The 21,543-nt window shown below is 57.8% G+C and carries 23 protein-coding genes; 14 read left to right on the forward strand and 9 right to left on the reverse strand.

All coding sequences use genetic code 11. The features are described 5' to 3' along the window. From KO499_RS12875 to KO499_RS12895, 5 genes are all read left to right on the forward strand, one after another. On the forward strand, window positions 1-750 hold the full coding sequence (locus KO499_RS12875) for a LytR/AlgR family response regulator transcription factor (protein WP_215984159.1): 750 nt from the start codon (window positions 1-3) through the stop codon (window positions 748-750). 91 nt (window positions 751-841) lie between these two features. Further along, a complete protein-coding gene (hemC, locus tag KO499_RS12880) occupies window positions 842-1,783 on the forward strand; it encodes a hydroxymethylbilane synthase (RefSeq protein WP_215984160.1) in 942 nt (313 codons plus the stop codon). Then, window positions 1,764-2,564 carry a uroporphyrinogen-III synthase gene (locus KO499_RS12885; RefSeq protein ID WP_215984161.1) on the forward strand — a complete coding sequence of 267 codons (801 nt, stop codon included), beginning with the start codon at window positions 1,764-1,766 and terminating at the stop codon, window positions 2,562-2,564. Before hemC ends, KO499_RS12885 begins: the two co-directional genes overlap by 20 nt. 12 nt (window positions 2,565-2,576) lie before the next feature. Further along, window positions 2,577-3,695: a uroporphyrinogen-III C-methyltransferase gene (locus KO499_RS12890; protein ID WP_215984162.1), complete on the forward strand. Its 1,119-nt coding sequence runs from the start codon at window positions 2,577-2,579 to the stop codon at window positions 3,693-3,695. Next, window positions 3,692-4,933: a heme biosynthesis HemY N-terminal domain-containing protein gene (locus KO499_RS12895; protein ID WP_215984163.1), complete on the forward strand. Its 1,242-nt coding sequence runs from the start codon at window positions 3,692-3,694 to the stop codon at window positions 4,931-4,933. Before KO499_RS12890 ends, KO499_RS12895 begins: the two co-directional genes overlap by 4 nt. A gap of 55 nt (window positions 4,934-4,988) precedes the next feature. Here KO499_RS12895 and KO499_RS12900 read toward each other — a convergent pair whose 3' ends face one another. The 3 genes from KO499_RS12900 to rho all read right to left on the reverse strand — a co-directional run bounded on the left by KO499_RS12900 (window position 4,989) and on the right by rho (window position 8,985). Beyond that, window positions 4,989-5,969 (reverse strand): 2Fe-2S iron-sulfur cluster-binding protein, encoded by a 981-nt coding sequence (locus KO499_RS12900; RefSeq protein WP_228339973.1) that lies wholly within the window; start codon window positions 5,967-5,969, stop codon window positions 4,989-4,991. A 25-nt stretch (window positions 5,970-5,994) separates the two neighbouring features. Then, the gene (gene ubiD / locus KO499_RS12905) at window positions 5,995-7,482 is read right to left on the reverse strand and encodes a 4-hydroxy-3-polyprenylbenzoate decarboxylase (protein ID WP_215984164.1); all 1,488 of its coding nucleotides are present in this window, start codon (window positions 7,480-7,482) and stop codon (window positions 5,995-5,997) included. Between the two features lie 240 nt (window positions 7,483-7,722). Further along, on the reverse strand, window positions 7,723-8,985 hold the full coding sequence (rho, locus tag KO499_RS12910) for a transcription termination factor Rho (RefSeq protein WP_215984165.1): 1,263 nt from the start codon (window positions 8,983-8,985) through the stop codon (window positions 7,723-7,725). A 366-nt stretch (window positions 8,986-9,351) separates the two neighbouring features. Here rho and moaB point away from each other — a divergent pair, with 366 nt between their 5' ends. Genes moaB through KO499_RS12930 form a run of 4 tightly spaced genes read left to right on the forward strand, consistent with a single transcriptional unit; the run spans window position 9,352 to window position 11,884 of the window. Further along, window positions 9,352-9,924, forward strand: coding sequence for a molybdenum cofactor biosynthesis protein B (gene moaB, locus KO499_RS12915; protein ID WP_215984166.1), 573 nt, complete (start codon window positions 9,352-9,354; stop codon window positions 9,922-9,924). Between the two features lie 34 nt (window positions 9,925-9,958). Beyond that, window positions 9,959-11,173 carry a gephyrin-like molybdotransferase Glp gene (gene glp / locus KO499_RS12920; protein ID WP_215984167.1) on the forward strand — a complete coding sequence of 405 codons (1,215 nt, stop codon included), beginning with the start codon at window positions 9,959-9,961 and terminating at the stop codon, window positions 11,171-11,173. Window positions 11,174-11,175: 2 nt separating this feature from the next. Next, window positions 11,176-11,436: a MoaD/ThiS family protein gene (locus tag KO499_RS12925; RefSeq protein ID WP_215984168.1), complete on the forward strand. Its 261-nt coding sequence runs from the start codon at window positions 11,176-11,178 to the stop codon at window positions 11,434-11,436. Between the two features lies 1 nt (window position 11,437). Next, window positions 11,438-11,884 (forward strand): molybdenum cofactor biosynthesis protein MoaE, encoded by a 447-nt coding sequence (locus tag KO499_RS12930; RefSeq protein ID WP_215984169.1) that lies wholly within the window; start codon window positions 11,438-11,440, stop codon window positions 11,882-11,884. Window positions 11,885-11,948: 64 nt separating this feature from the next. Here KO499_RS12930 and trxA read toward each other — a convergent pair whose 3' ends face one another. Next, window positions 11,949-12,275, reverse strand: coding sequence for a thioredoxin TrxA (trxA, locus tag KO499_RS12935; RefSeq protein WP_008169901.1), 327 nt, complete (start codon window positions 12,273-12,275; stop codon window positions 11,949-11,951). Window positions 12,276-12,577: 302 nt separating this feature from the next. Here trxA and ppx point away from each other — a divergent pair, with 302 nt between their 5' ends. Then, on the forward strand, window positions 12,578-14,104 hold the full coding sequence (ppx, locus tag KO499_RS12940) for an exopolyphosphatase (protein ID WP_215984170.1): 1,527 nt from the start codon (window positions 12,578-12,580) through the stop codon (window positions 14,102-14,104). Window positions 14,105-14,110: 6 nt separating this feature from the next. Here ppx and KO499_RS12945 read toward each other — a convergent pair whose 3' ends face one another. Then, the gene (locus tag KO499_RS12945; protein WP_215984171.1) at window positions 14,111-16,054 is read right to left on the reverse strand and encodes an ATP-binding cassette domain-containing protein; all 1,944 of its coding nucleotides are present in this window, start codon (window positions 16,052-16,054) and stop codon (window positions 14,111-14,113) included. On the opposite strand from KO499_RS12945, the gene KO499_RS12950 reads away from it, so the two are divergent. The 3 genes from KO499_RS12950 to KO499_RS12960 all read left to right on the forward strand — a co-directional run bounded on the left by KO499_RS12950 (window position 16,053) and on the right by KO499_RS12960 (window position 17,876). After that, window positions 16,053-16,658 (forward strand): TIGR02444 family protein, encoded by a 606-nt coding sequence (locus KO499_RS12950; RefSeq protein WP_228339947.1) that lies wholly within the window; start codon window positions 16,053-16,055, stop codon window positions 16,656-16,658. The two genes, KO499_RS12945 and KO499_RS12950, sit on opposite strands and share 2 nt — an antisense overlap. Continuing rightward, complete coding sequence (locus tag KO499_RS12955) at window positions 16,655-17,041, forward strand: DUF4124 domain-containing protein (RefSeq protein WP_215984172.1); 387 nt, start codon at window positions 16,655-16,657, stop codon at window positions 17,039-17,041. The genes KO499_RS12950 and KO499_RS12955 overlap by 4 nt, the downstream gene beginning before the upstream one ends. 124 nt (window positions 17,042-17,165) lie before the next feature. Then, entirely contained in the window at window positions 17,166-17,876 is a 711-nt protein-coding gene (locus tag KO499_RS12960; RefSeq protein ID WP_215984173.1) for an FKBP-type peptidyl-prolyl cis-trans isomerase, read from the forward strand. Window positions 17,877-17,940: 64 nt separating this feature from the next. On the opposite strand, the gene rsd is transcribed toward KO499_RS12960, so the two are convergent. Then, window positions 17,941-18,420, reverse strand: a complete 480-nt coding sequence (gene rsd, locus KO499_RS12965; RefSeq protein ID WP_215984174.1) for a sigma D regulator — start codon at window positions 18,418-18,420, stop codon at window positions 17,941-17,943. Between the two features lie 100 nt (window positions 18,421-18,520). Next, window positions 18,521-19,027, reverse strand: coding sequence for a disulfide bond formation protein B (locus tag KO499_RS12970; RefSeq protein ID WP_215984175.1), 507 nt, complete (start codon window positions 19,025-19,027; stop codon window positions 18,521-18,523). A gap of 105 nt (window positions 19,028-19,132) precedes the next feature. Between KO499_RS12970 and KO499_RS12975 the strand changes: the two genes are divergently transcribed. Further along, window positions 19,133-19,582, forward strand: coding sequence for a flagellar basal body-associated FliL family protein (locus KO499_RS12975; protein WP_215984176.1), 450 nt, complete (start codon window positions 19,133-19,135; stop codon window positions 19,580-19,582). A gap of 20 nt (window positions 19,583-19,602) precedes the next feature. On the opposite strand, the gene rmf is transcribed toward KO499_RS12975, so the two are convergent. Then, complete coding sequence (gene rmf, locus KO499_RS12980; RefSeq protein ID WP_215984177.1) at window positions 19,603-19,818, reverse strand: ribosome modulation factor; 216 nt, start codon at window positions 19,816-19,818, stop codon at window positions 19,603-19,605. A gap of 121 nt (window positions 19,819-19,939) precedes the next feature. Then, entirely contained in the window at window positions 19,940-21,493 is a 1,554-nt protein-coding gene (gene gshA, locus KO499_RS12985) for a glutamate--cysteine ligase (protein ID WP_215984178.1), read from the reverse strand. Window positions 21,494-21,543 lie beyond the last annotated feature (50 nt).

Raw genomic sequence — 21,543 nt, forward strand, 5'->3', positions numbered from 1 at the left:
ATGAGTGATACCCGCAGCGTTCTGATCGCCGATGACGAACCCCTGGCCCGGGAACGCATCCGAAGGCTGGTTGAAGCGATTCCCGGGTACCACGTCTGTGGTGAGGCCGCAGACGGCGACAGCTGCCTGCAGCAGGTCGCAGAATGTGAGCCGGACATCCTGCTGCTCGACATTCGCATGCCCGGCATGGATGGCATGGAAACTGCCGGTCGCCTGAGCCAGCTGGCCAATCCGCCTGCACTGATATTCTGCACCGCCTACGACCATTACGCTATTCAGGCATTCGGCGTTCAGGCCATTGCCTACCTGCTCAAACCGGTGCGCAAAGAAGCTCTGGCTGACGCCCTCGCTCGGGCCGGCAGGGTCAACCGTGTGCAACTGCAGACTCTCAATAACCAGACGGAGCAAAGCCTGGAACAGCTGGCAGTGCGCACTCATCGCGGTACCGAGCTGATTGATCTGCCGGAAATCCTCTACTGCGAAGCGGATCAGAAATACGTCACGATCCACCATACCCGGGGTGAGACGGTGTGCGACTATACGTTGAAGGAACTGGAAAACAGCTTCCCCGGTCTCCTGCTCAGAATTCACCGGAACACACTGGTCGGTGTCCGCTTTATCCAGGGGCTGAAACGGACACCCGATGGTCACAACCTGGTCGCGCTCAGGGATAACCGGGCCGAGCTACCGGTCAGCCGCCGCCATGCCAGCAACGTTCGCCAATGGCTGAACGAGTATCAACCTGGCTGAACCCCGACACCTGCAGAGGTGCCATCCACGGGACTTTTAGGCCATCACAAGGTAACCTTGGCGGACATTTCCCGAACCGACTGTGAGTGCCATGTCCAAACGAATCCTTCGCATTGCAACCCGCAGCAGCGCATTGGCGCTGTGGCAGGCGGAATTCATCAAGGCCGAACTGGAAAGGCTGCACGACAACATCACCGTGGAACTGGTCAAGATCAAGACCCAGGGAGACAAGATCCTGGACGTGCCGCTGGCCAAAATCGGCGGTAAAGGCCTGTTCGTCAAAGAGCTGGAAGAAGCCATGCTGGACGGCCGCGCGGACCTGGCTGTGCACTCCATGAAAGACGTACCCATGGAATTCCCTGAAGGGCTCGGACTGGTCGCCATCTGCGAACGGGAAGATCCCACAGACGCGTTTGTCAGCAACCAGTACGATAACGTTGACGCCCTGCCCCAGGGCGCAGTGGTAGGCACCGCAAGCCTGCGCAGAGAAGCCCAGCTCCGGGCCTACCGCCCCGATCTGCAGATTCGTGTCCTGCGCGGCAACGTCAATACCCGCCTGGCCAAGCTTGATGCCGGAGAATATGACGCCATCGTGCTGGCCAGTTCCGGACTCAAACGCCTGGGCTTTCACGAACGCATCCGCTATTGCCTGCCGGACACCGTCTCGCTTCCAGCGGTCGGTCAGGGCGCTCTCGGTATTGAATGCCGGTTAGAGGATCACGACCTCCTGGCCATGCTGGAGCCTCTGAATCACAAGGACACCTCTGATCGGGTCAAGGCAGAGCGGGCACTGAACCGCCGCCTGGAGGGAGGCTGCCAGGTACCAATCGCCGCCTACGCGCTGCTCGAAGATAACGACACCCTGTGGTTACGTGGTCTGGTTGGGGCAGTGGATGGCACTCAGATTTTCCGGGTCGAGGGCCGGGCTCCCCGCGCTGAAGGCGAACGGCTGGGCCGGGAACTGGCCGAAGACCTGCTGGCTCTGGGTGCCGACAAGGTTCTGGCTGAAATCTATGGCCACACACCAACCTGATCTGAGTGGTCGGCGGATCCTCATCTGCCGGCCCGAACCCGAGGCTTCGCGCCTGGCCAGCCAGTTTCGCTCGGCCGGCGCCGATGTGCAGATTCTGCCCCTTATTGACCGGGAGCCTTTGCCGGAAACACCAGAGCGCCGCACACTCATCCTGAGTCTGGCCGAATTTTCCCATGTGATTACGGTCAGCCCTTTCGCTGCCCGACAGCTACTCGAAGAGGTGGACACCTGGTGGCCCCAGATTCCAACGGGCATTCGCTGGTACGGGGTTGGCGCCGGCACAGCGGCCGTGCTTGCAGAACAAGGACTCAGTCCACGCAGGCCACCCGAAGGCTGGAACAGCGAGGCACTACTGGCGCTGCCGTCACTGCAAAATTTGCAAGGTGAACGGGTTCTGCTTGCCCGCGGAGAAACCGGGCGGGAGCTCATCAGGGAAACCCTCGAAGCCCGGGGCGCCCGGGTTACCCTCCTCCCCCTGTATCGGCGTTTTCGCCCGAATCACCCGAAAGAACGGGTCCGGGCCACCCTGGAGACCTTTGCTCCGGAGGCCATCGTGGCCCTCTCGGGAGAAACCTTGAACAATCTCATCGCACTATGTGCGAATAGCAGCCATAATCTATACGATAGCGTATTGATAGTTCCCGCAGATCGGGTTGCCGAACAGGCCCGGGCAGCGGGTTTCAGAAATCCGTGTATACCAGGAAGCCTTACCGACAACGACATCGTGGCCAGGGTTGCAGAGCAACTTAGCGGCCGAGACGGTGGCTCCGGAAAAGCTTAAGTAAGGACGCCCGTGACAGACACAACGAATCAACTGCCCGCACCCGTTTCCAAAGAACCACCTGCTCGCCAGAAACTCTGGCCCATCTGGTTGGTCGCCATCATTGCACTGATCATCGCTATTGTCCTGGCACTCTGGAGCTGGCAGCAGTGGAACAACCATCAGGCTGTGATGCAGACACTTCAGAATCTGCAACAGGACACCGCAAAGCTCGAAGATGGATATGGTAAACGTGGCAGCCAGGAGAACCAGCGCCTGCAATCAATCGACGAGAAACTGGCCAGCCAGCGAGAATTGATTGCCACCCAGCAACGCCAGATTGATCACAACGCCAGGGAGTTGCTGGAGGCCGGAAACCGAACGCGCACCGACTGGCTGCTTGCCGAGGCGGAATACCTTCTTCGCATTGCCAATCAGCGATTGATGATTGAAAAAGATATTCGCGGCGCCATGTCGGCCCTGGAGGGCGCCGATGAGGTACTGGCCGAATCCGACGACATCGGCGTCTACCCGGTTCGCCAGCAGCTGGCCCGTGAAATCATGGTACTCAAAGGCCTCACTGACGTCGACCGGACCGGACTCTATCTGAAACTCGAAGCCGCCATCGACAGTATTCACCAGCTCACCGACCAGGCCCTGATCAGTGAAAATGCTCCCGGCTTCATTGCCAGCACTGAGCCTCAGGAAGAGGCCACCAATGAACCAGGATCAATAGCGGGGGCCTGGAACAAGGTAAAATCGACACTGATGCAGGTGGTGGTTGTCCGTCGTATGGACGAGCCGGTCAAGCCACTTCTGTCACCAGATCAGAGCGCCTATGCCCGGCTCAACCTCCAGCTCATGCTGGAAGAAGCAGAAATGGCAGTGTTGCGGGGCAACCAGCCGCTTTATGAGCGAGCACTGGCCAAGGCCAGGGCCACCATCGATGACTGGTACAGCACCAGCAATCCGCGGGTGACCGCCCTGTCCGAAGCCCTGGCGGAACTGGTACAGAATAATGTGGACCCCGAACTGCCCGATATCAGCCAATCGCTGAACCTGCTCAAAGAACGCCTGGCCGGCCGCCTAAACTCTACCAATGATGACGGCGAGGAGAACGCCGGAAACAGTAACGGAGGCGATGATTCATGATCCTCCTGCTACTGATCATCCTGCTGGCACTGCTGCTTGGCACCGGGCTCTCCCTTGGCCTGCAGTACGATCTGGGGTACATCCGCATCAGCCTCGGGCCGTATCTGATTGAAACCAATTTCTGGGTAGGACTTGGGCTTATCGTGGCCCTGATTGTGCTGACGGTACTGACCCTCAACCTTTTCCGCAGGCTCAGGACCAGCACCGGTGTAGTGAAAGGCTGGTTTGCCCGGGGCAATGAGCGCCGGGCCCGGCGACGGACCACCCAGGGCCTTCTCGCCCTGGCCGAGGGTAACTGGCCGAGGGCCCGAAAACTGCTAACCGCCTCAGCCGGTCATGCCGACACCCCGCTGATCAACTATCTTGCCGCAGCCCAGGCGTCGTTCGAGTCAGGCGATCACGAAGCCGTGGACGATTTACTGCGCAAGGCTTTCGACAGTACGCCGGGTTCCGACATGGCCGTCGGCATCACTCAGGCCCAACTGCAACTGGCAGGCAACCGGCTTGAACAGGCTCTGGCCACACTGATTCGCCTGCGCAAGCAGTCACCGCACCATCCCTTTGTTCTAAAGCTACTGAAAAACACCTACCTTCGCCTGGAAGACTGGCGCGAGCTGTCCCGGTTGCTGCCCGAACTGCGCAAACGAAGCGTGCTTACCGAAGCGGAGCTCAATGATCTGGAACGACAGGTCTGGCATAACCTGCTGGAACGTGCTGCAGAGGATTGCCGGCGCCAGCAGAAACAAGATCCGGAGGCTTCACCAGAGTCGCTGACGAAGCTCTGGGACGAACTCCCCGGGTTCCTGCGCCGCGACGAACACACCATCCGTGACTACGCCCGCCTGCTCGCCAGCCTTGGCGACGAGGATCAAACCGAAACCCTGTTACGCAAGGTGCTGCGCAACCACTGGAGTGATGAGTTGATCAACCTCTACGGGAGGGTCAAAGGCCAGAAACCCGACGAACAATTGCTGCTGGCTGAGCAATGGCTTAAAGATCGTCCCAACAATCCGGAATTGCTGTTGGCACTCGGACGCCTGAGCCTGCGCAATGAACTGTGGGGCAAGGCCCGAGAGTATTTTGAAACCAGTCTCCGGCTGAAGCACAGTCGGGAGGCACTGGCGGAACTGAGCCGCCTGAATGCTCACATGGGAGAGGAAGAAGCGAGCGTCAAACTACTTATGCAGGGACTGGCCAAGGATAACGGATTGCCCGAACTGCCAATGCCAAGGGCATAACGCCAGGGCCAGATAAGCCTCTTATCTGGCCCTTTTGTCGGACCTCGCGTCTGCGTCAGGATCTGGGGGCGTATTCCAGCACATCAGAGAAGAAGGCATTTTCTGGCAGCCCTACGTCTATCAAGGCATCCATCATCGCATACACCATAGCGGGCGACCCGCTTGCGTGCACTTCCACATTCTCCCAGTCCATGCCGGACGCAAGAACAGCCCGAACGAGCTGATCATGATGTCCTGCCCAGTCATTATCCTCATCGTCCCCTATCACGGGTACAAACGTGAAATTCGGCCACTCGTCCTGCCACTGCTGCGCCAGTGCCCGAAGGTACATATCCTCATGCTGTCGCACCCCCCAGTAGAGCTTAACCGGCTGGTCGTAGGCAGTTCCCCGAAGGTAATCCACCAGGCTCTTAACCTGAGCAAAACCGGTGCCGGCGGCCACCAGCAACAGCGGTTTCACGGGCATTGATGCCAGGCAGGCATTGCCGTGAGGCAGAACCAGGGTTACATCATCGCCGGATGTGAGGGCATCAATGACTTTCTGGGCCGACAGCCATTCTGGCGACGCCTGAATATGCAGCTCGATATTCGGCTCCGATGGACTGCTGGCGATAGAGAAGTAGCAAGGATCAGCGTCCGGCAAATTGACCGAAAGATATTGCCCTGCGTGAAACGACACGTCCCGACGCCGAGGCAGCTGCAGCTCAACGCGATAAACATCGTGACTGATGGAACTAACGTCCACGACCTTTGCCTGATACTTGCCAGGCTGATTGTTTCCAGCTGCCATAACGGCGGACATCTCCAATTCCAGGTCTGTAAGCGCGATGCTCCGACACATCATCAGCCGCTCGCCGACCTTTATAGTCTGTTGGTTTCGGGTGTTGATCGCACTGCCGGCCAGCAGTCTGGCCTCGCACATTTCACATACCCCGTTGCGGCAAGCCGCAGGCACATCAATGCCTGACCGTACAGCGGCGCCAAGTAAATCGTTTCCGGGCATCACCGTGAAGACCAGCCCTGAAGGCGCAAGCATCGCCACCCTGCGCTCCGTGCCCATATCAGTCGGGGCGGGACGCGGGACTTTCAATGCCCAGGGTGTCCCACAACTCATCCACCCGCTGTTTCACTTCGTCTGTCATGGTAATGGGCTCACCCCATTCCCGGGTGGTTTCCCCCGGCCACTTGTTGGTGGCGTCCATGCCCATCTTGGAGCCCAGTCCGGACACGGGAGAGGCAAAGTCCAGATAGTCGATGGGCGTATTCTCCACCAGAGTCGTATCCCGGACCGGATCCATGCGGGTCGTGATCGCCCAGATCACATCTTCCCAGTTGCGGGCATTCACATCGTCGTCAGTCACTATCACGAATTTCGTGTACATGAACTGCCGGAGGAAAGACCATACGCCCATCATCACCCGTTTGGCATGGCCGGGGTACTGTTTCTTCATGGTCACGACTGCGAGGCGGTAGGAACAACCTTCCGGCGGCAGGTAGAAATCAACGATCTCCGGAAACTGTTTCTGAAGAATCGGGATAAATACTTCGTTCAAAGCCAACCCGAGGATGGCAGGTTCATCGGGTGGGCGACCAGTGTAAGTGCTGTGGTAGATCGGATCTCTCCGATGGGTGATTCGCTCAACGGTAAACACCGGGAAGTGGTCCACTTCGTTGTAATAGCCGGTGTGATCACCAAACGGGCCCTCCGGAGCGGTATCGTCCGGGTAGATAAACCCCTCGAGAACAATTTCAGCGCTGGCCGGTACCTGCAGATCACTCAGACCAGCGGAAACCAGCTCCGTCCGACTGCCCCGCAGAAGGCCAGCGAAGGCATACTCCGACAGTGTGTCAGGAACCGGTGTCACCGCCCCCAGAATCGTCGCCGGATCAGCACCCAGTGCCACTGCAACCGGATAGGGCTTGCCCGGGTTGGTCTTCTGGAATTCCTGAAAGTCCAGGGCACCCCCTCGGTGGCTGAGCCAGCGCATGATCAGCCGGTTACGGCCAATAACCTGTTGCCGGTATATCCCGAGGTTCTGACGTTCCTTATGCGGTCCGCGGGTAATCACCAGAGGCCAGGTGACCAGTGGCCCGGCATCTCCCGGCCAGCAATGCTGGACCGGAATCTGGTACAGATCCACCTGATCCTTCTCGATCACCACATCCTGACAGGGCGCAGAACGCAGCACCTTGGGGCTCATCCGCATCACCTGGCGGAACAGGGGCAACTTCTCGATGGCGTCACGGAAGCCCTTGGGGGGATCCGGTTCCTTGAGAAACGCCAGCAGCTTACCGATATCCCGAAGCGCATTGACATCATCCTGCCCCATACCCAACGCTACCCGTTTCGGTGTCCCGAACAGATTGGCCAGTACCGGCATGTCATAGCCTTTGGGATTTTCAAACAACAACGCAGGGCCGCCTGCCCGCAAGGTGCGGTCGCAGATCTCGGTCATTTCCAGATGAGGGTCAACTTCAACGGTGATGCGCTTCAGCTCACCCTGTTTCTCCAACTGGTCAATGAAGTCTCGCAGGTCGTTGTATTTCATCGGTTGCTCCGTTTCGATATGCCAGTACTACGGAGATCGGTGGTCGCTGGACTGCTCTAGCAGACCAGAAAAAGGAAAGCGACGCACTCTCCCTGAACCCTTCAGATGCGCGCACTTGGCATGAATGGCGAAGCCGGGGATGGCAATGCTGAGCCCCCATGGATGGGTTCTCGGCGTGCCGGGGAGCTTATCCCCGGCTCTGCCTGCCCCGCAACCAGAGGCGCCCTTATCAGGAAGGAATCAGCGACGCTTCATTGACTGGAAGAACTCGTCGTTGGTCTTGGTGTCTTTGAGCTTATCCAGCAGGAACTCGATGGCCGCTGTATCATCGTCCATAGAGTGCAGGAGCTTGCGCAGAATCCAGACCCGTTGAATATCCGCCTCAGTCATAAGCAGGTCTTCACGGCGAGTGCCCGAACTGCGGATGTTGATGGCGGGATAGGTCCGCTTCTCGGCAATCTTGCGATCCAGATGGATCTCCATGTTGCCGGTACCCTTGAACTCCTCGTAAATCACCTCGTCCATCTTGGATCCGGTGTTTACCAGTGCTGTCGCCAGGATGGTCAGGCTTCCACCTTCTTCCACATTTCGGGCCGCACCGAAGAAGCGTTTCGGCTTTTCCAGGGCGTGAGCATCGACACCACCGGTGAGAACCTTACCGGAAGACGGAATGACCGTGTTGTAGGCCCGGGCCAGACGAGTGATGGAATCCAGCAGGATAATCACGTCTTTCTTGTGCTCGACCAGGCGCTTTGCCTTTTCGATCACCATCTCGGCTACCTGAACGTGGCGGGCCGGCGGCTCGTCAAACGTCGAAGCAATGACCTCGCCGCGCACGGTGCGCTGCATCTCTGTCACTTCCTCAGGTCGCTCGTCAATCAGCAGCACCATCACGTGGCACTCTGGATTGTTGCGGGTGATCGACTGGGCGATGCTCTGCATCAGCAGCGTTTTACCCGCTTTGGGCGGAGACACGATCAGGCCGCGCTGCCCCTTGCCAATCGGAGCCACCAGATCCAGTACCCGGGACGAGAGATCCTCGGTACTGCCGTTGCCGGCCTCCAGCTGCAGACGCTCATCCGGGAACAGCGGCGTAAGGTTCTCGAAGAGAATCTTGTTTCGGGCGTTATCCGGCTTGTCGAAATTGATCTCGCTGACCTTCAACAAGGCAAAATAGCGCTCGCCGTCTTTTGGCGGGCGGATCTTGCCGGCAACCGTATCGCCAGTGCGCAAGTTAAAGCGACGAATCTGGCTGGGAGAGACGTAAATATCGTCGGGACCCGCCAGGTAGGAGGCATCAGCGGAACGGAGAAAGCCGAAGCCGTCCTGCAGAATTTCCAGTACGCCATCGCCGTAAATGTCTTCGCCGCTTTTTGCATGCTTCTTCAGAATGGTGAAGATCACATCCTGTTTGCGCGAACGAGCCAGGTTATCGAGGCCCATCTCTTGCGCAATATCGAGCAATTCGGGCACGGATTTCTGCTTGAGTTCAGTAAGATTCATAGTTTGTTGGATTTTCAGGAATGGAAGTAAACGAATATTAAAATGACAGGGGTGCCCCTGAACGTATTGATCGAATAAACGCTGAACTTGGTGCTGGCCTGTTGGAGCAACCGGTGTAGATGGAGTCCGGAATAAAGGTACTGAGGCCAGAGAGTGGGAACAACCGTTCGCCGGGCAAGAGCGATCATCGGCCACCTGACTGGCGAATGTCAAGCCCACTGAACAAATTAACGCCAATTTCATACACAAGCGGGCCGCTACCGGCCCACCCCGGGCCTCCCCCTGATGGGTTACTCCCTTCCAATAAAAGCCCGCGATAGCGATACTGACGTACAGGAACTTTTCAATAAATCCGGAGCACTTTCCATGAGCAGTGTACCCAGCACCGAACTGACGCCCCTTAATGTTGCCCTACTGACCGTTTCCGACACACGAGGCCCGGAGCAGGACACCTCCGGGCAGTTTCTTGAAGACAGCGTGATTGAGGCCGGGCACCACATGGTCGCCCGCCGAATCCTGCCGGACGATGTCTATCTGGTGCGGGCGTTGGTATCCAACTGGATCGCGGACCCGGGCGTGCATGTGGTAATCATCACCGGCGGCACCGGCCTGCTGGAACGAGACAGCACCCCGGAGGCAATAACGCCTCTGCTGGATAAAACCATTGAAGGTTTTGGCGAGGAGTTCCGTCGCCAGTCCGCCGCTGAAATCGGATCATCAACAGTGCAGTCAAGAGCACTCGCAGGAATGGCGAACCATACGGTTATTTTCTGCCTGCCTGGTTCGACCGGTGCCTGCCGCACGGGCTGGAACGGCATCCTGCTCAGCCAGTTGGACAGTCGGCATACACCATGCAATTTTTCGGCGCTGGTCTTGCGCAAACCCGAGAAGCCGATGCAGCGACTCAATGAGGTCATTGGACAGCGCGCCAAGCGCTGAGACGAGAAGACATCCCGATCGGAGTTCAGAATTGATGGCTAACCCAAACCTCACCCCACTGGAAGCGGCCCTGGAACACCTGCTGTCGGAAGCGCCAGAGGTAACCAGAACTGAAACTGTCGCCCTCGCCGACGCCCTGGGCCGGGTGTTGGCCGAGAACCACTATGTTCCGGCTGACGTTCCACCGGCAGACAACAGCTCAGTGGACGGTTACGCCCTGCGCAAACAGGATCTGCATGGCGAGCAGGCGATACCAGTCTCGGCACGAATTCCCGCCGGAGAAGCTCCGCAGGCGCTGGCACCGGGCACCGCCGCCCGCATTTTCACCGGCTCCGAGATTCCCGAAGGCGCAGACTCGGTGGTAATGCAGGAACGGGTTGAAGTGACCGACGCCGGCATACTTGTCCAGGCAGGGGTGACCACGGGGCAGAATATTCGTCGCCGGGGCCAGGATCTGGCGACGGGCGACCTTGCGCTGTCCAAAGGCACACAGGTGCGTCCTAATGAGATGGGACTGCTGGCGTCCATGGGCATTGCCCGGGTGGCGGTCCTGGCGCGACTGAAAGTCGCCATTCTCTCCACTGGCGACGAGCTGGTAGACCCCGGACTGCCCCTCGGGCCGGGACAGATCTATAACAGCAACCGCTTTACCCTGATAGGATTGCTCACCCAGGCCGGCTGCGAGGTTGTCCTGTGCGAGACGCTAAGGGACAAACGTGAAGCGACCCGCCAAACGCTGATGCGTGCGGCCGAATGCGCCGATCTGATCATCACCAGCGGCGGCGTGTCTGTGGGTGAAGAAGACCACGTGCGTGCGGTGCTGGAGGAATCCGGCAGCCTGTCGCTCTGGCGCATGGCCATCAAACCCGGGAAGCCCGTGGCTTTTGGTGCCATCGGCGGCACACCGGTACTGGGTTTACCCGGTAACCCGGGGTCTGTGCTGGTCACGTTTCTGGTGGTGGGCATGCCCTACCTACGAAAACGCCAGGGACGTAGCGATAGAGTTCTTCTCGGAGAGCGCATACCTGCAAACTTTTCCGTTTCTTCGACGTCAGTGCGCCGGGAGTTTGTCCGGGCCCGAAAAGAAATCCGAGGATCAGAACCGGTGGTTGCCGCCTACCCCAACCAGAGTTCCGGCATCCTGAGCTCGACCTGTTGGGCAGACGGTCTGGCAGTGGTGCCCGAAAATACCACGGTAAGCCCCGGCGACCTGCTAACCTACTATTCGTTTGCGGAACTGTTGAGCTGACCATGAGTGATAACACGATTACCGTACGTTTCTTTGCCAGGCTGCGCGAAGAACTGAAAACAGAACATCTGGCCGTCGACGCCAGGCCAGGCCTGACTGCGGGCGATGTGCTCACGGAGCTGGCAGCCCGGGGCGGCCCCTGGGGTCAGCTACAGGGTGACCAGCCGGTGATGATCGCGATCAATCAGGCCATGGCGAAACCGGGCTCGGCGGTAACCGCAGGCGATGAATTGGCTTTTTTTCCGCCGGTAACCGGAGGGTGAAATGATTTCAGTTCAGCATGGAGACTTTGATCCTGGCGCTGAATACACCGCTCTGCGTGACAGCGGCGCCGGCACGGGTGCCATTGCGACGTTTACCGGTCTGGTGCGCGACAACGGCGACCTGCAAGGTGTAACGGGGCTTTACCTGGAGCACTACCCCGGAATGACTGAGCAGGTAATCCAGGGGCTGATTGATGAGGCCTCGGAACGCTGGGACGTTCGCAAGGCCCGGGTCATTCACCGGGTAGGACGACTGGCGCTGTGCGATCAGATTGTGTTCGTAGGGGTGTGCAGCGCCCATCGCGGGGACGCCTTTGCCGCCTGCGAGTTCATCATGGACGCCCTGAAGACCTCGGCGCCGTTCTGGAAGAAAGAGATTACTGCCGACAGAGAGCACTGGGTGGAGCAAAAAGAGGCCGATCTGGAACGATCCCAGGGCTGGGACTGAACAACCATAAAAAAACCGCCCGTAAACCTTCGTTCAGGGGCGGCTTCTGGCGATCAGACAGCGATCAGAGATTGCTGTCCAGGAAAGCCGCCAGCTGAGACTTGGACAGGGCGCCGACCTTGGTAGCATCCACGTTGCCGTTCTTGAACAGCATCAGCGTGGGAATACCACGGATGTTGAACTTCGGCGGTGTCTGCTCGTTTTCGTCAATGTTGAGCTTGCAGACTTTCAGTTTGCCGTCGTATTCATCGGCAATCTCTTCAAGCACCGGCGCAATCATTTTGCAGGGGCCACACCACTCAGCCCAGTAGTCCACCAATACGGGGACATCGGACTGCAGTACGTCCTGCTCAAAAGAAGCGTCGGTTACATTTACGATATTTCCGCTCATTACGTTTTCCTGATTCATGCACTGCTGCTACGCGACGGCATTTCCGTAAACTATTACGATACCGGGCACAGGTGCTGTTGACTGTCGCTGAAGGCTGCCGTGGTTTGCAGACAACCTTTCACCCAAATCACGGTAACGCATACTTTACGCGATTGATCAGTCCGATGTGAAGCGGTAGATCCACCACCTTGAAATGAGTCAGGTGTTGCTCCGGTCCAATACCGGGCTCTCCGGTTACTGACAGGTCTGAGGGATTTCGCTTATAGTAACTCGCACGTTCACACCAAAAGGATTCCGACTACGTGACGGCCGCATCCACCGCCGGAAACACCGCCTCCTCGCCCGAGGTACTCGCAGCGATAGACATGGGCTCGAACAGCTTCCACATGGTGGTTGCCCGACTGGTTCATGGAGAGATCCGTACCCTTGAGAAAATGGGTGAAAAGGTCCAGCTCGGCGCCGGTCTGGATCAGCACAACCGCCTGACCGACGACGCTCAGGAGCGCGCTCTGGCTTGTCTGGGCCGGTTCGCGCAGCGGCTCAAGGGGATGCCCCCGGAAGCGGTGCAGATTGTCGGCACCAACGCGCTTCGGGTGGCCCGCAATGCCCATCAGTTCATGACGCGAGCAGAAGAGGTTCTGGGATACCCCGTAGAGATTATTGCCGGCCGCGAAGAAGCCCGCCTGATTTACCTCGGTGTGTCCCATACTCTGTCCGACGACCTCGGTCGGCGGCTGGTCATCGACATCGGCGGAGGCAGCACAGAGTTCATCATCGGACAGCGGTTTGAGCCCCAGGCACTGGAAAGTCTGCACATGGGCTGCGTGTCCTTCCGGAATCGCTACTTCCCCGATGGCAAAATAAGCCGTCGGCAAATGGACAATGCGGTAACCCACGCAGAGCAAGAATTGCAGAACATCCGGCAGCGCTATCGTTCTGCAGGCTGGCAGAGCGCCGTGGGCTCGTCAGGGTCTATCAAGGCTATCGCCAGTGTCCTCGCCTCCCTGAAAATCACCGATGGCACTATCACCCTCGCGGCCATGCAGGAACTTCGTAAGCGCCTGGTGGACATGGGCAAAACGGAGAAACTCGGCGACCTGGGCGTACGCTCGGACCGCCAGAGCATTTTCCCGGCCGGCTTCGCCATTCTGATGGGGGCCTTCCGGTCCCTGGGCATTCAGGAGATGTCGTTCGCAGACGGCGCCTTGCGGGAAGGGCTTCTCTACGACATTGTCGGTCGGATACAGCATGAGGATGTGCGGGAACGCACCATTTCCGCCCTGCAGGAGCGCTATCACGTCGATCAGGAACATGGTGCGGCAGTCGAGGCAACAGCTATTGCCGCCTGGGAACAGGTTGCCAATTCCTGGGGTCTCAACACACCCGCAGACGAAGAGGTCCTGCGCTGGGCCTGCCGCCTGCATGAAATCGGCCTGACCATTTCCCACAGCCAGTATCATAAACACGGGGCCTACCTGCTACGTTACTCGGACCTGCCCGGTTTCACCCAACAGTTCCAGCGAGACCTTGCCACCCTGGTACGGGGCCATCGGCGCAAATTTTCCTCAGCGATTTTCGAGGGACTGCCCACGGAAGACATTGCAAGACTCCGCTACCTCTGCGTACTGGTGAGGCTGGCCGTTTTGATTCAACACCCGCGCAATATGGAGCAACCCCCAACATTCACTCTGTCTGCACGCCCCGACACGCTGGTGATCGAGTTCCCACCGGGCTGGCTGGATGACAGGCCACTGACTCTGGCCGATCTTGAAAACGAGCGGGATTATCTGGCCAAACAGGATTTGATTCTCGAACTGACCGGCGGCTGACCGCAATCAGCCGGCCAACCCTTCTTCCAGGGATTCGACTTCTTCGCTGACGTCCAGCCACTGCGCCTCCACTTCTTCCAGGCGGGCCGTCGCAGCGGCCTGCTCGCCCAGAAGTTCTTTCAGACGCACCTTGTTATTATCGTCATACAGACTTGTGTCCGACAGTTGCTCCTCCAGAGCCGACAGTGTCTGCTGGAGCTGGTCCATATCCTTCTCCAGGGCAGCCTGTTTCTTGCGGTAGGGGCTGATTTTCTGGCGAAGCGCAGCCTCCGCCCGTTTGCGGATTTTACGGTCCTCCGCACTTTCACCAACCGCTTCGGTGCTCTCTTGTGGAGCCTGCTGCCCGTCTGGCACTCGTTTCGGCGCTTCGGTTTCATCTTTTCGGCGGTCCGCGAGCCAACGCTCGTAGTCTTCCAGGTCCCCCTGGTATTCCGTCACCCTACCATCATTGACCAGCCAGAATTCGTCCACCGTGTTCCGCAACAGGTGTCGATCATGGGAGACCACCACAATGGCACCGTCAAAATTCTGTAGCGCCATAGTCAGAGCCTGGCGCATTTCCAGATCCAGATGGTTAGTGGGCTCATCCAGCAAAAGCAGGTTCGGTTTTTGCCATGCAATAACCGCCAGCGCTACCCGGGCCTTTTCGCCACCGGAGAACGATCGGATGGCACTCAGAGCCTCATCGCCATGGAAATCAAAACCACCGAGAAAGTTCCGGATACTCTGCTCTGAAGCTCTGGGCGACAGTCTCTGCAGGTGCAGAAAGGGACTGGCATCCAGATCGAGGGATTCCAGCTGGTGCTGGGCGAAATAACCGATAGCCAGATTCTCACCGCTAGTGCGGTCTCCGGACAGAAGTGTGCCCTCGCCCCGAAGCGCATCCATTAACGTGGACTTGCCCGCTCCGTTAGGCCCCAAAAGGCCAATCCTGCTGCCAGGCAACAAGGTAATATTAATACCCTTCAGAATGGTGGTGTCACCGTGTCCGGCCTGACCATTTCGGATTGAAAGCAGAGGATTGGAGACTTTCTCCGCCACCGGAAACTCAAAGTTAAACGGCGAATCAATATGAGCCGGCGCAATACGCTCCATACGCTCCAGCGCCTTGACCCGGCTCTGGGCCTGCCTGGCTTTGGTCGCCTTGGCCTTGAAGCGATCAATAAAGCGCTGAATTTCCGCAATCTGGGCCTGCTGGCGTTCGAAACCAGCCTGCTGCTGGGCCAACCGTTCGCTGCGCTGACCCTCGAAGGCTGAGTAATTACCCGTATAAAGCTCCAGTTTTTGCCGATCGAAATGCACCACATGAGTGGCAACCCGATCCATAAAATCACGATCGTGAGAGATAAACAGCAGTGTCCCCCGATACCGTCGTAACCAGTTTTCGAGCCACAGACAGGCATCCAGATCCAGGTGGTTGGTTGGCTCATCCAGAAGCAACAGATCGGAAGGCCGCATCAGGGCCTGGGCCAGGTTCAGGCGGATCCGCCATCCCCCGGAAAATGCGGACACCGGCCGGTCCGCGTCTGGGTCAGCGAAGCCCAGTCCTCTCAGAAGCGCCTCGGCGCGACGGGCCGCAGACCAGGCCTCATGCACATCCAGCTCGCCATGTATGCGGGCTACCGCGTGATCGTCCCCGTCAGATTCTGCTCTGGCAAGCTCACGTTCCAGCCGGCGCAGATCAAGATCACCATCGAGTACAAAGTCCCGGGCGCTGCGCTCTGTGGCTTCCACTTCCTGTGCCATATGAGCGATACGACAACCACCAGGTAAAGAGACAGTTCCCTGCTCTGACGCCAGCTGTCCCAAAAAAAGCTGAAACAGACTGGACTTGCCGGCACCATTGGCACCGACGATAGCAACTCGCTGGCCAGGCTGGACAGTAAGGTTGACGGATTCTAGCAACCAGACGCCGCCCCGTTGTAAACTGAGATCGGTTATCGTTAGCATGTTTTCATTTTATCAACTTAAAGTGTTCAGGGAAGGCACGGCGCCTATGTCGATCTGCTCGGCTACCATCCCGGATTTTTCGATTCCGCCGCTGCAATTGCCGGCAGATCTGGAACTGGAGAACCCACTCTGGCGCTTTGCATTGGTATTCTGGAAACTTCCTGACGTTCAGGGTGCCTGCCTGGCGCTTCAGAATCAGGGCTGGAGCGTGACGCGGATTCTATGCGCGGCCTGGCTGGCGCTCTCTGGCAGAGTCTTCACCGGGATCGAAGGCGCTACGGTAACAGAGTGGCGCGACCGTGTAACCGTTGCGCTACGCAGCGCAAGAAAATCGCTGCCGGGCAACACCGACAACTGCCAAAAGCTCCGTACCGGCATCGCTGGCCTCGAACTTGAAGCCGAACAGATCGAACTGGCCCTGAGCTGGCGAACGCTTATGACTGACAACCCGGAACACGCTGAAATGCAGGTACGCAAAGAGCTGATTATCACAAATCTGATGGCCGCTGCCCCGACATCCTCCGTGGATGACTGTGCCAGCCCGCTGTTGAATACACTGGTTAACACTCTGGCCCACTTTTCCACGGGAGACCGCCAGCCATGATGATGAAATGGCTAATACGGCTCTCGTTTCCAGCCCTCGGCTTGCTGTTACTTCTTATTTTCTTCGGTCTGAACGATCCGGAACAGGTCTCTGAACCGGTGGCCGAAGAGGAACAACCGGACATTCCCGCATTCGAAGGGTTGGTCCCCTCGCCGATTCCAACCGATGGACCCGAAATAGTGTTCAAATGGCAGGATACCGATGGCAACTGGCATTATGCCGACCAGCCTCCTGAGCAGGGCCGCTGGAATACTCTTGCTATCGAACGTCGCGACAAGTCATTCCCTCGTATCCAGCCCCAGGAACCGGAGACCGATTGGCAATCACCTTATAATGCTCCGTTCTCTCTGGGGCCGCCATCCGCCGGAACCAACGGCAGTTAGGCTGACACGTCCGCTTTCTTAACACATGTTCAGTGGCATCTGATGACGGAACCCGTTACCGTTTCCACTCTGACAAACACAATGCGGGGCTTTGCCCCGGGTACCGACGTTAAAGGATGATGCAATGAAGAAGATGTTCCTTGCTTTGGCAGTGACCGGCCTGGTCGCTGGCTGCTCCACGCCCCCCGAAGCGCCTGAACAACCCGATCTGGACTCAACCGACCAGAAGGTCAGCTACGGCATGGGTCTGGTACTGGGAGAGCGTATGGGCAATGATCTGCCCAACCTGCAGATGGATCAGTTCCTCCAGGGCATCCAGCATGGCCACGCCGGCGATGACGAAGCCAAGCGCATGAGTCGCGAGGAAATCCAGCAAGCCCTGATGTCTTACCAGCAGCAGTTGCAGGAAGAGCAAGGCAAGCAGATGGAAGAACTGGCCCAGAAAAACCTCGACGCAGGCAAAGCCTTCCTGGCGGAAAATGCTGAGCGCGAGGGCGTGGAAACAACCGAGTCCGGCCTCCAGTATGAGGTACTTGAACAGGGTGATGGCGAAAAACCGGAAGCCACCGATACCGTTCAGGTGCACTACACCGGTGAACTGCTGTCTGGTGAAGTCTTCGACAGCTCCCGGGAGCGTGGCGAACCGGTAACCTTTGCCCTGAACCAGGTCATTCCGGGCTGGACCGAAGGTCTTCAGCTGATGAGCGCTGGCGCCCGCTACAAGCTCTACATTCCGTCCGAGCTGGCTTACGGACCCGGTGGAAACCGTGCCATCGGCCCGAACGAAACGCTGGTATTTGATGTCGAGCTTCTGGAGATCAACCCGGAATCCTGAGGTTGATGCAGAAAAAAGCCCCAGCCGGCATTGCCGGCTGGGGCTTTTTTATTTCATGCGTTTATCAGACAGAGGCCACTTTACCGGCGTGGGCGTTATGGAGATGCTCGATCAGGAAATCCTCCATCTCAAACCGTGTCTCCAGAGTTTCTCCCAGCTTCGACAACTCTTCGAACAGCGCCTTGATGTCCTCTTCTGACAACTCACGACCGTCCAGACGGTCGTTGAAATTAAGGGCCACCTCTGTGGTCGTCTCTATTCTGGGATAAACCTTTGCAGCCAACTCCAGGCCACCATCGTTAAACTCTCTGGCCTCGCGGACCAGCTGCTCATAGATTTCGAAATGGCCGGTAGAAACATAATCCACCAGCACTTCACACAGGCGTACAAATTTCTCTTTCAGCGCCTCGGTCTGCGAGAAATCACTTTCTCCGGACAGGTCGCAGTAATGAACCAGAAGCTCCTGACGATCTTTGAGCCAGCGATCAATCAGTTCGCTGACGCCACCCCAGCGCTCCCTGGCATTTCGGCAATTTTCCAACATGACGCCTGTTCTCCGCTTGTAATCGCTACTTCTGTTTCTGCTCTGAAACGTATTACGTCTGAATCAAGTTACCCCATGGCTGCTGTCCCCCGCAACCGTTTCAGCTCTGGATCCACTCCCGGGAATTTTGCCCGCGGAACATAAGAATCAGACCGACAATGACCAGCAGCACAAAAAACACAGCCGTCCAGGCCGGGATACTCAGCCCCAGGAACCGCCACACCACTTCGGCGCAGTCTCCGGTGCCCTTGAGCGCGGTAGAAAGGACGTCTAACCAGGGCAGGACTTCCAGCATGTAGTCAACCGAGGGTCCGCACGCAGGCACCTGATCCGCCGGCAGGCTCTGCAACCACAGTTGCCGCCCGGCAACGCCCAAACCGGCGCCAGCCGTCAGCATCAGAAAAAAGCCATAGATACGGACACCGAATCCTCTGGGACCCTGGAGAAAGGCCAGAAAACTCACCAGACCGGCGCCCATGAATCCGAAACGCTGCAACCAGCATAATGGGCAGGGCTCCAGCCCCATCACATGCTCCATATAAAACGCCACGCCCAGAAGTGCAGCACACACAAGGAAAATAAGTCCGAAAAGCCATCTGCGGGTCAAAAGAACACCTCGAATTGTGAATTGAAACTGCAAGCGGGCACCGGGCCTGCTATTCTCGACACAGAGCCAATCACTAAACCCTAAACCACGACCAACTTCAAGCCTATGACACGCCAGCCAAAATCTGCCCTGACGCTTTTATTCCTTTTATTTGTCATGATCACTTTTCCAGCCGTTTCTCTGGGCGAGGAAAGCACCGAAGAGGAAGTGGCCGAGCAAGAAAGTGGAGTGACCGATTATATCAGCATGGATCCGCCCTTCGTGACCCATGTGGGCTCCCCTGGCAGCAAACCGACTTACCTGAAGGCCACCATCAGCCTGAGAGCCAAAAGCGCCAGCGCCCGGCCTGCCATTGAAGCTCACATTCCACGTCTGAGGCACGAGCTGGTGATGCTGTTCGGCGAGCAGACCGACACCGACCGCCTCACGTCAATGGAAGGCCAGGAAGCTCTGCGAGAGGAAGCCAAACAGCGGATTAATGCGGTACTGGAGGAACAGCAAACCGGCGAGAACATTGCCGGTGTCCTGTTTACGGAGTTCGTGGTGCAGAAGTAAGACTCAAACCGGGCATTGCATCAGGCGATCTGTGAAAACAGATCGTTTGCCTGGTCCCGGTCATCCCGGGCCGCCTGATCGGCATCATCCCAGCCAGCTTCCCAGGCCGCAATGACGACCTCACCCCGATAGGGGCAGCGGGCTTTTTCCATACCCATGTTGGCAGCCATGTAGCCCTGGCGGTAAGCCTTGTTCAGCGCTTCCGCACTCCAGCCGAGCTTGATATCCCTTGCCATAACGATCTCTCCCGATCCTGTTGACACAAAAATTAACAGCCGGATCGGAGGGAGACAACTCTTTGTTCGGTTTCTGTGAGTCAGGTCCGCAGGTTCCTGCGACCCTGATCCGATTCAGCGCTCAGGAGCGCAAGTACTGTTCCAGAAATTCACTGAATGGCAGAGTTTCACCATTCTCCATCTGTGCCTGCTCGGACAGAGACTCGGCAGTCATGGCGCTAAACGCCTGACGAACATCGGCGTCGAGGCCTTCCTCCCGAAGGCTGTTCTGATGCTGACGCGCCATCTCCATCCCCCACTCCCGATGTCCCATACCGGAGGAACGCATCGCATCAAGCACCCGGACAGATGGCACCGTCCACTCCCCCGTCAAGGCTCCTTGCTGCGCAGCAAGGGCGCGCCGGTAGGTATCATCCCCCCGCCAGCTATCAAGCAACTCTGCGAGCGGCTCCAGCTGACACAGAATGTCGTTCGCAGCTTCTGAAACCGGCGTTCGCTGCCCACCACGGCAGAGCGTTAATTCGCGATGTCGCCCGCTGGCAACCACGTCTTTGTAGTTATCATCGAGGCGCTCGCACTCTTCATCGCCAATACGAGGAGAATCGGATAGCAGACAATCCAGCAGGAACAGATCCAGGAAGTCGACCTGCGCCTCATTCACGCCAACCGGGGAGAAAGGATCAAGGTCCAGACATCGAACCTCAATGTATTCTACCCCTCGGGCCTCCAGAGCCTGAATGGGTTTCTCCTCCCGCTGAGTCGTACGTTTTGGGCGCACAGCGCTGTAGTACTCATTCTCGATTTGCAGGATGCTGGTATTGATCTGGATAAACTGCTCACCCCGACGGGTACCAATGGCCTCATAGGCCGGCCAGGTGGTGTGGATGGCACGATCCAGAGTCTGGGTGTAGGTACTGAGCTCGTTGAAACAGATGTTCAGGGACGCCTGCGCGTTGTTGTGATAACCCAGATCACCCATACGCAAAGAGGTGGCGTATTCACCGTGCCAGGTGCGCTCGTCAAATCGATCGAGATCGTGGCTGACTCCAGCAACAAAGCTGGCATCCAGCGCCGGTGAGGCACCAAACAGCAACATCAGCAGCCAGCTTCGGCGACGGAAATTACGAATCAGCCAGAAATACTGGTCCGATTTAAAATCCTTCAGACTGTCCTCGTTACCGAGCAACTCTTGCCACTTTTCCCAGAAGCTGTCGGGTAACGACAAGTTATAGTGAGCGCCCGCAATGCTCTGCATCATGCGCCCGTAACGCGCTGCCAGGCCTTGCCGGTAAACGTGTTTCAGGCGGCCGATGTTAGAACTTCCGTACTCTGCGATAGGAATACTCTGATCCCCGTCCAGCTCGCAGGGCATACTGGCGGCCCAGAAAACCTCATCGCCAAGGTTCTGCTGTACAAAGGCATGGGTATCCCGAAGCGACTTCAGCATGCCTTCTGTGCTGTTGAACACAGGAGTGATCAGTTCAAGCAAGGCTTCCGAATAGTCCGTGGTAATTCTCGGATGCGTCAGCGCCGAACCCAGAGCTTCCGGATGCGGGGTCTGGGCAACGAAGCCGTTGCGATCCACCCGCAACCCCTCTTTTTCGACACCTTTAAGAAATCCATCCCAGTCGCTGGCAGCGAACTGACGAAATACGGAATGGCGGGATTCAGCCATGGTCGACTCCTGCTGCGGCCGGTTTTTCGCCCTGTGAGCATAAACCGACC

Source organism: Marinobacter sp. F3R08, from assembly GCF_018860425.1.
In the GTDB taxonomy this organism is placed as follows: Bacteria; Pseudomonadota; Gammaproteobacteria; order Pseudomonadales; family Oleiphilaceae; genus Marinobacter.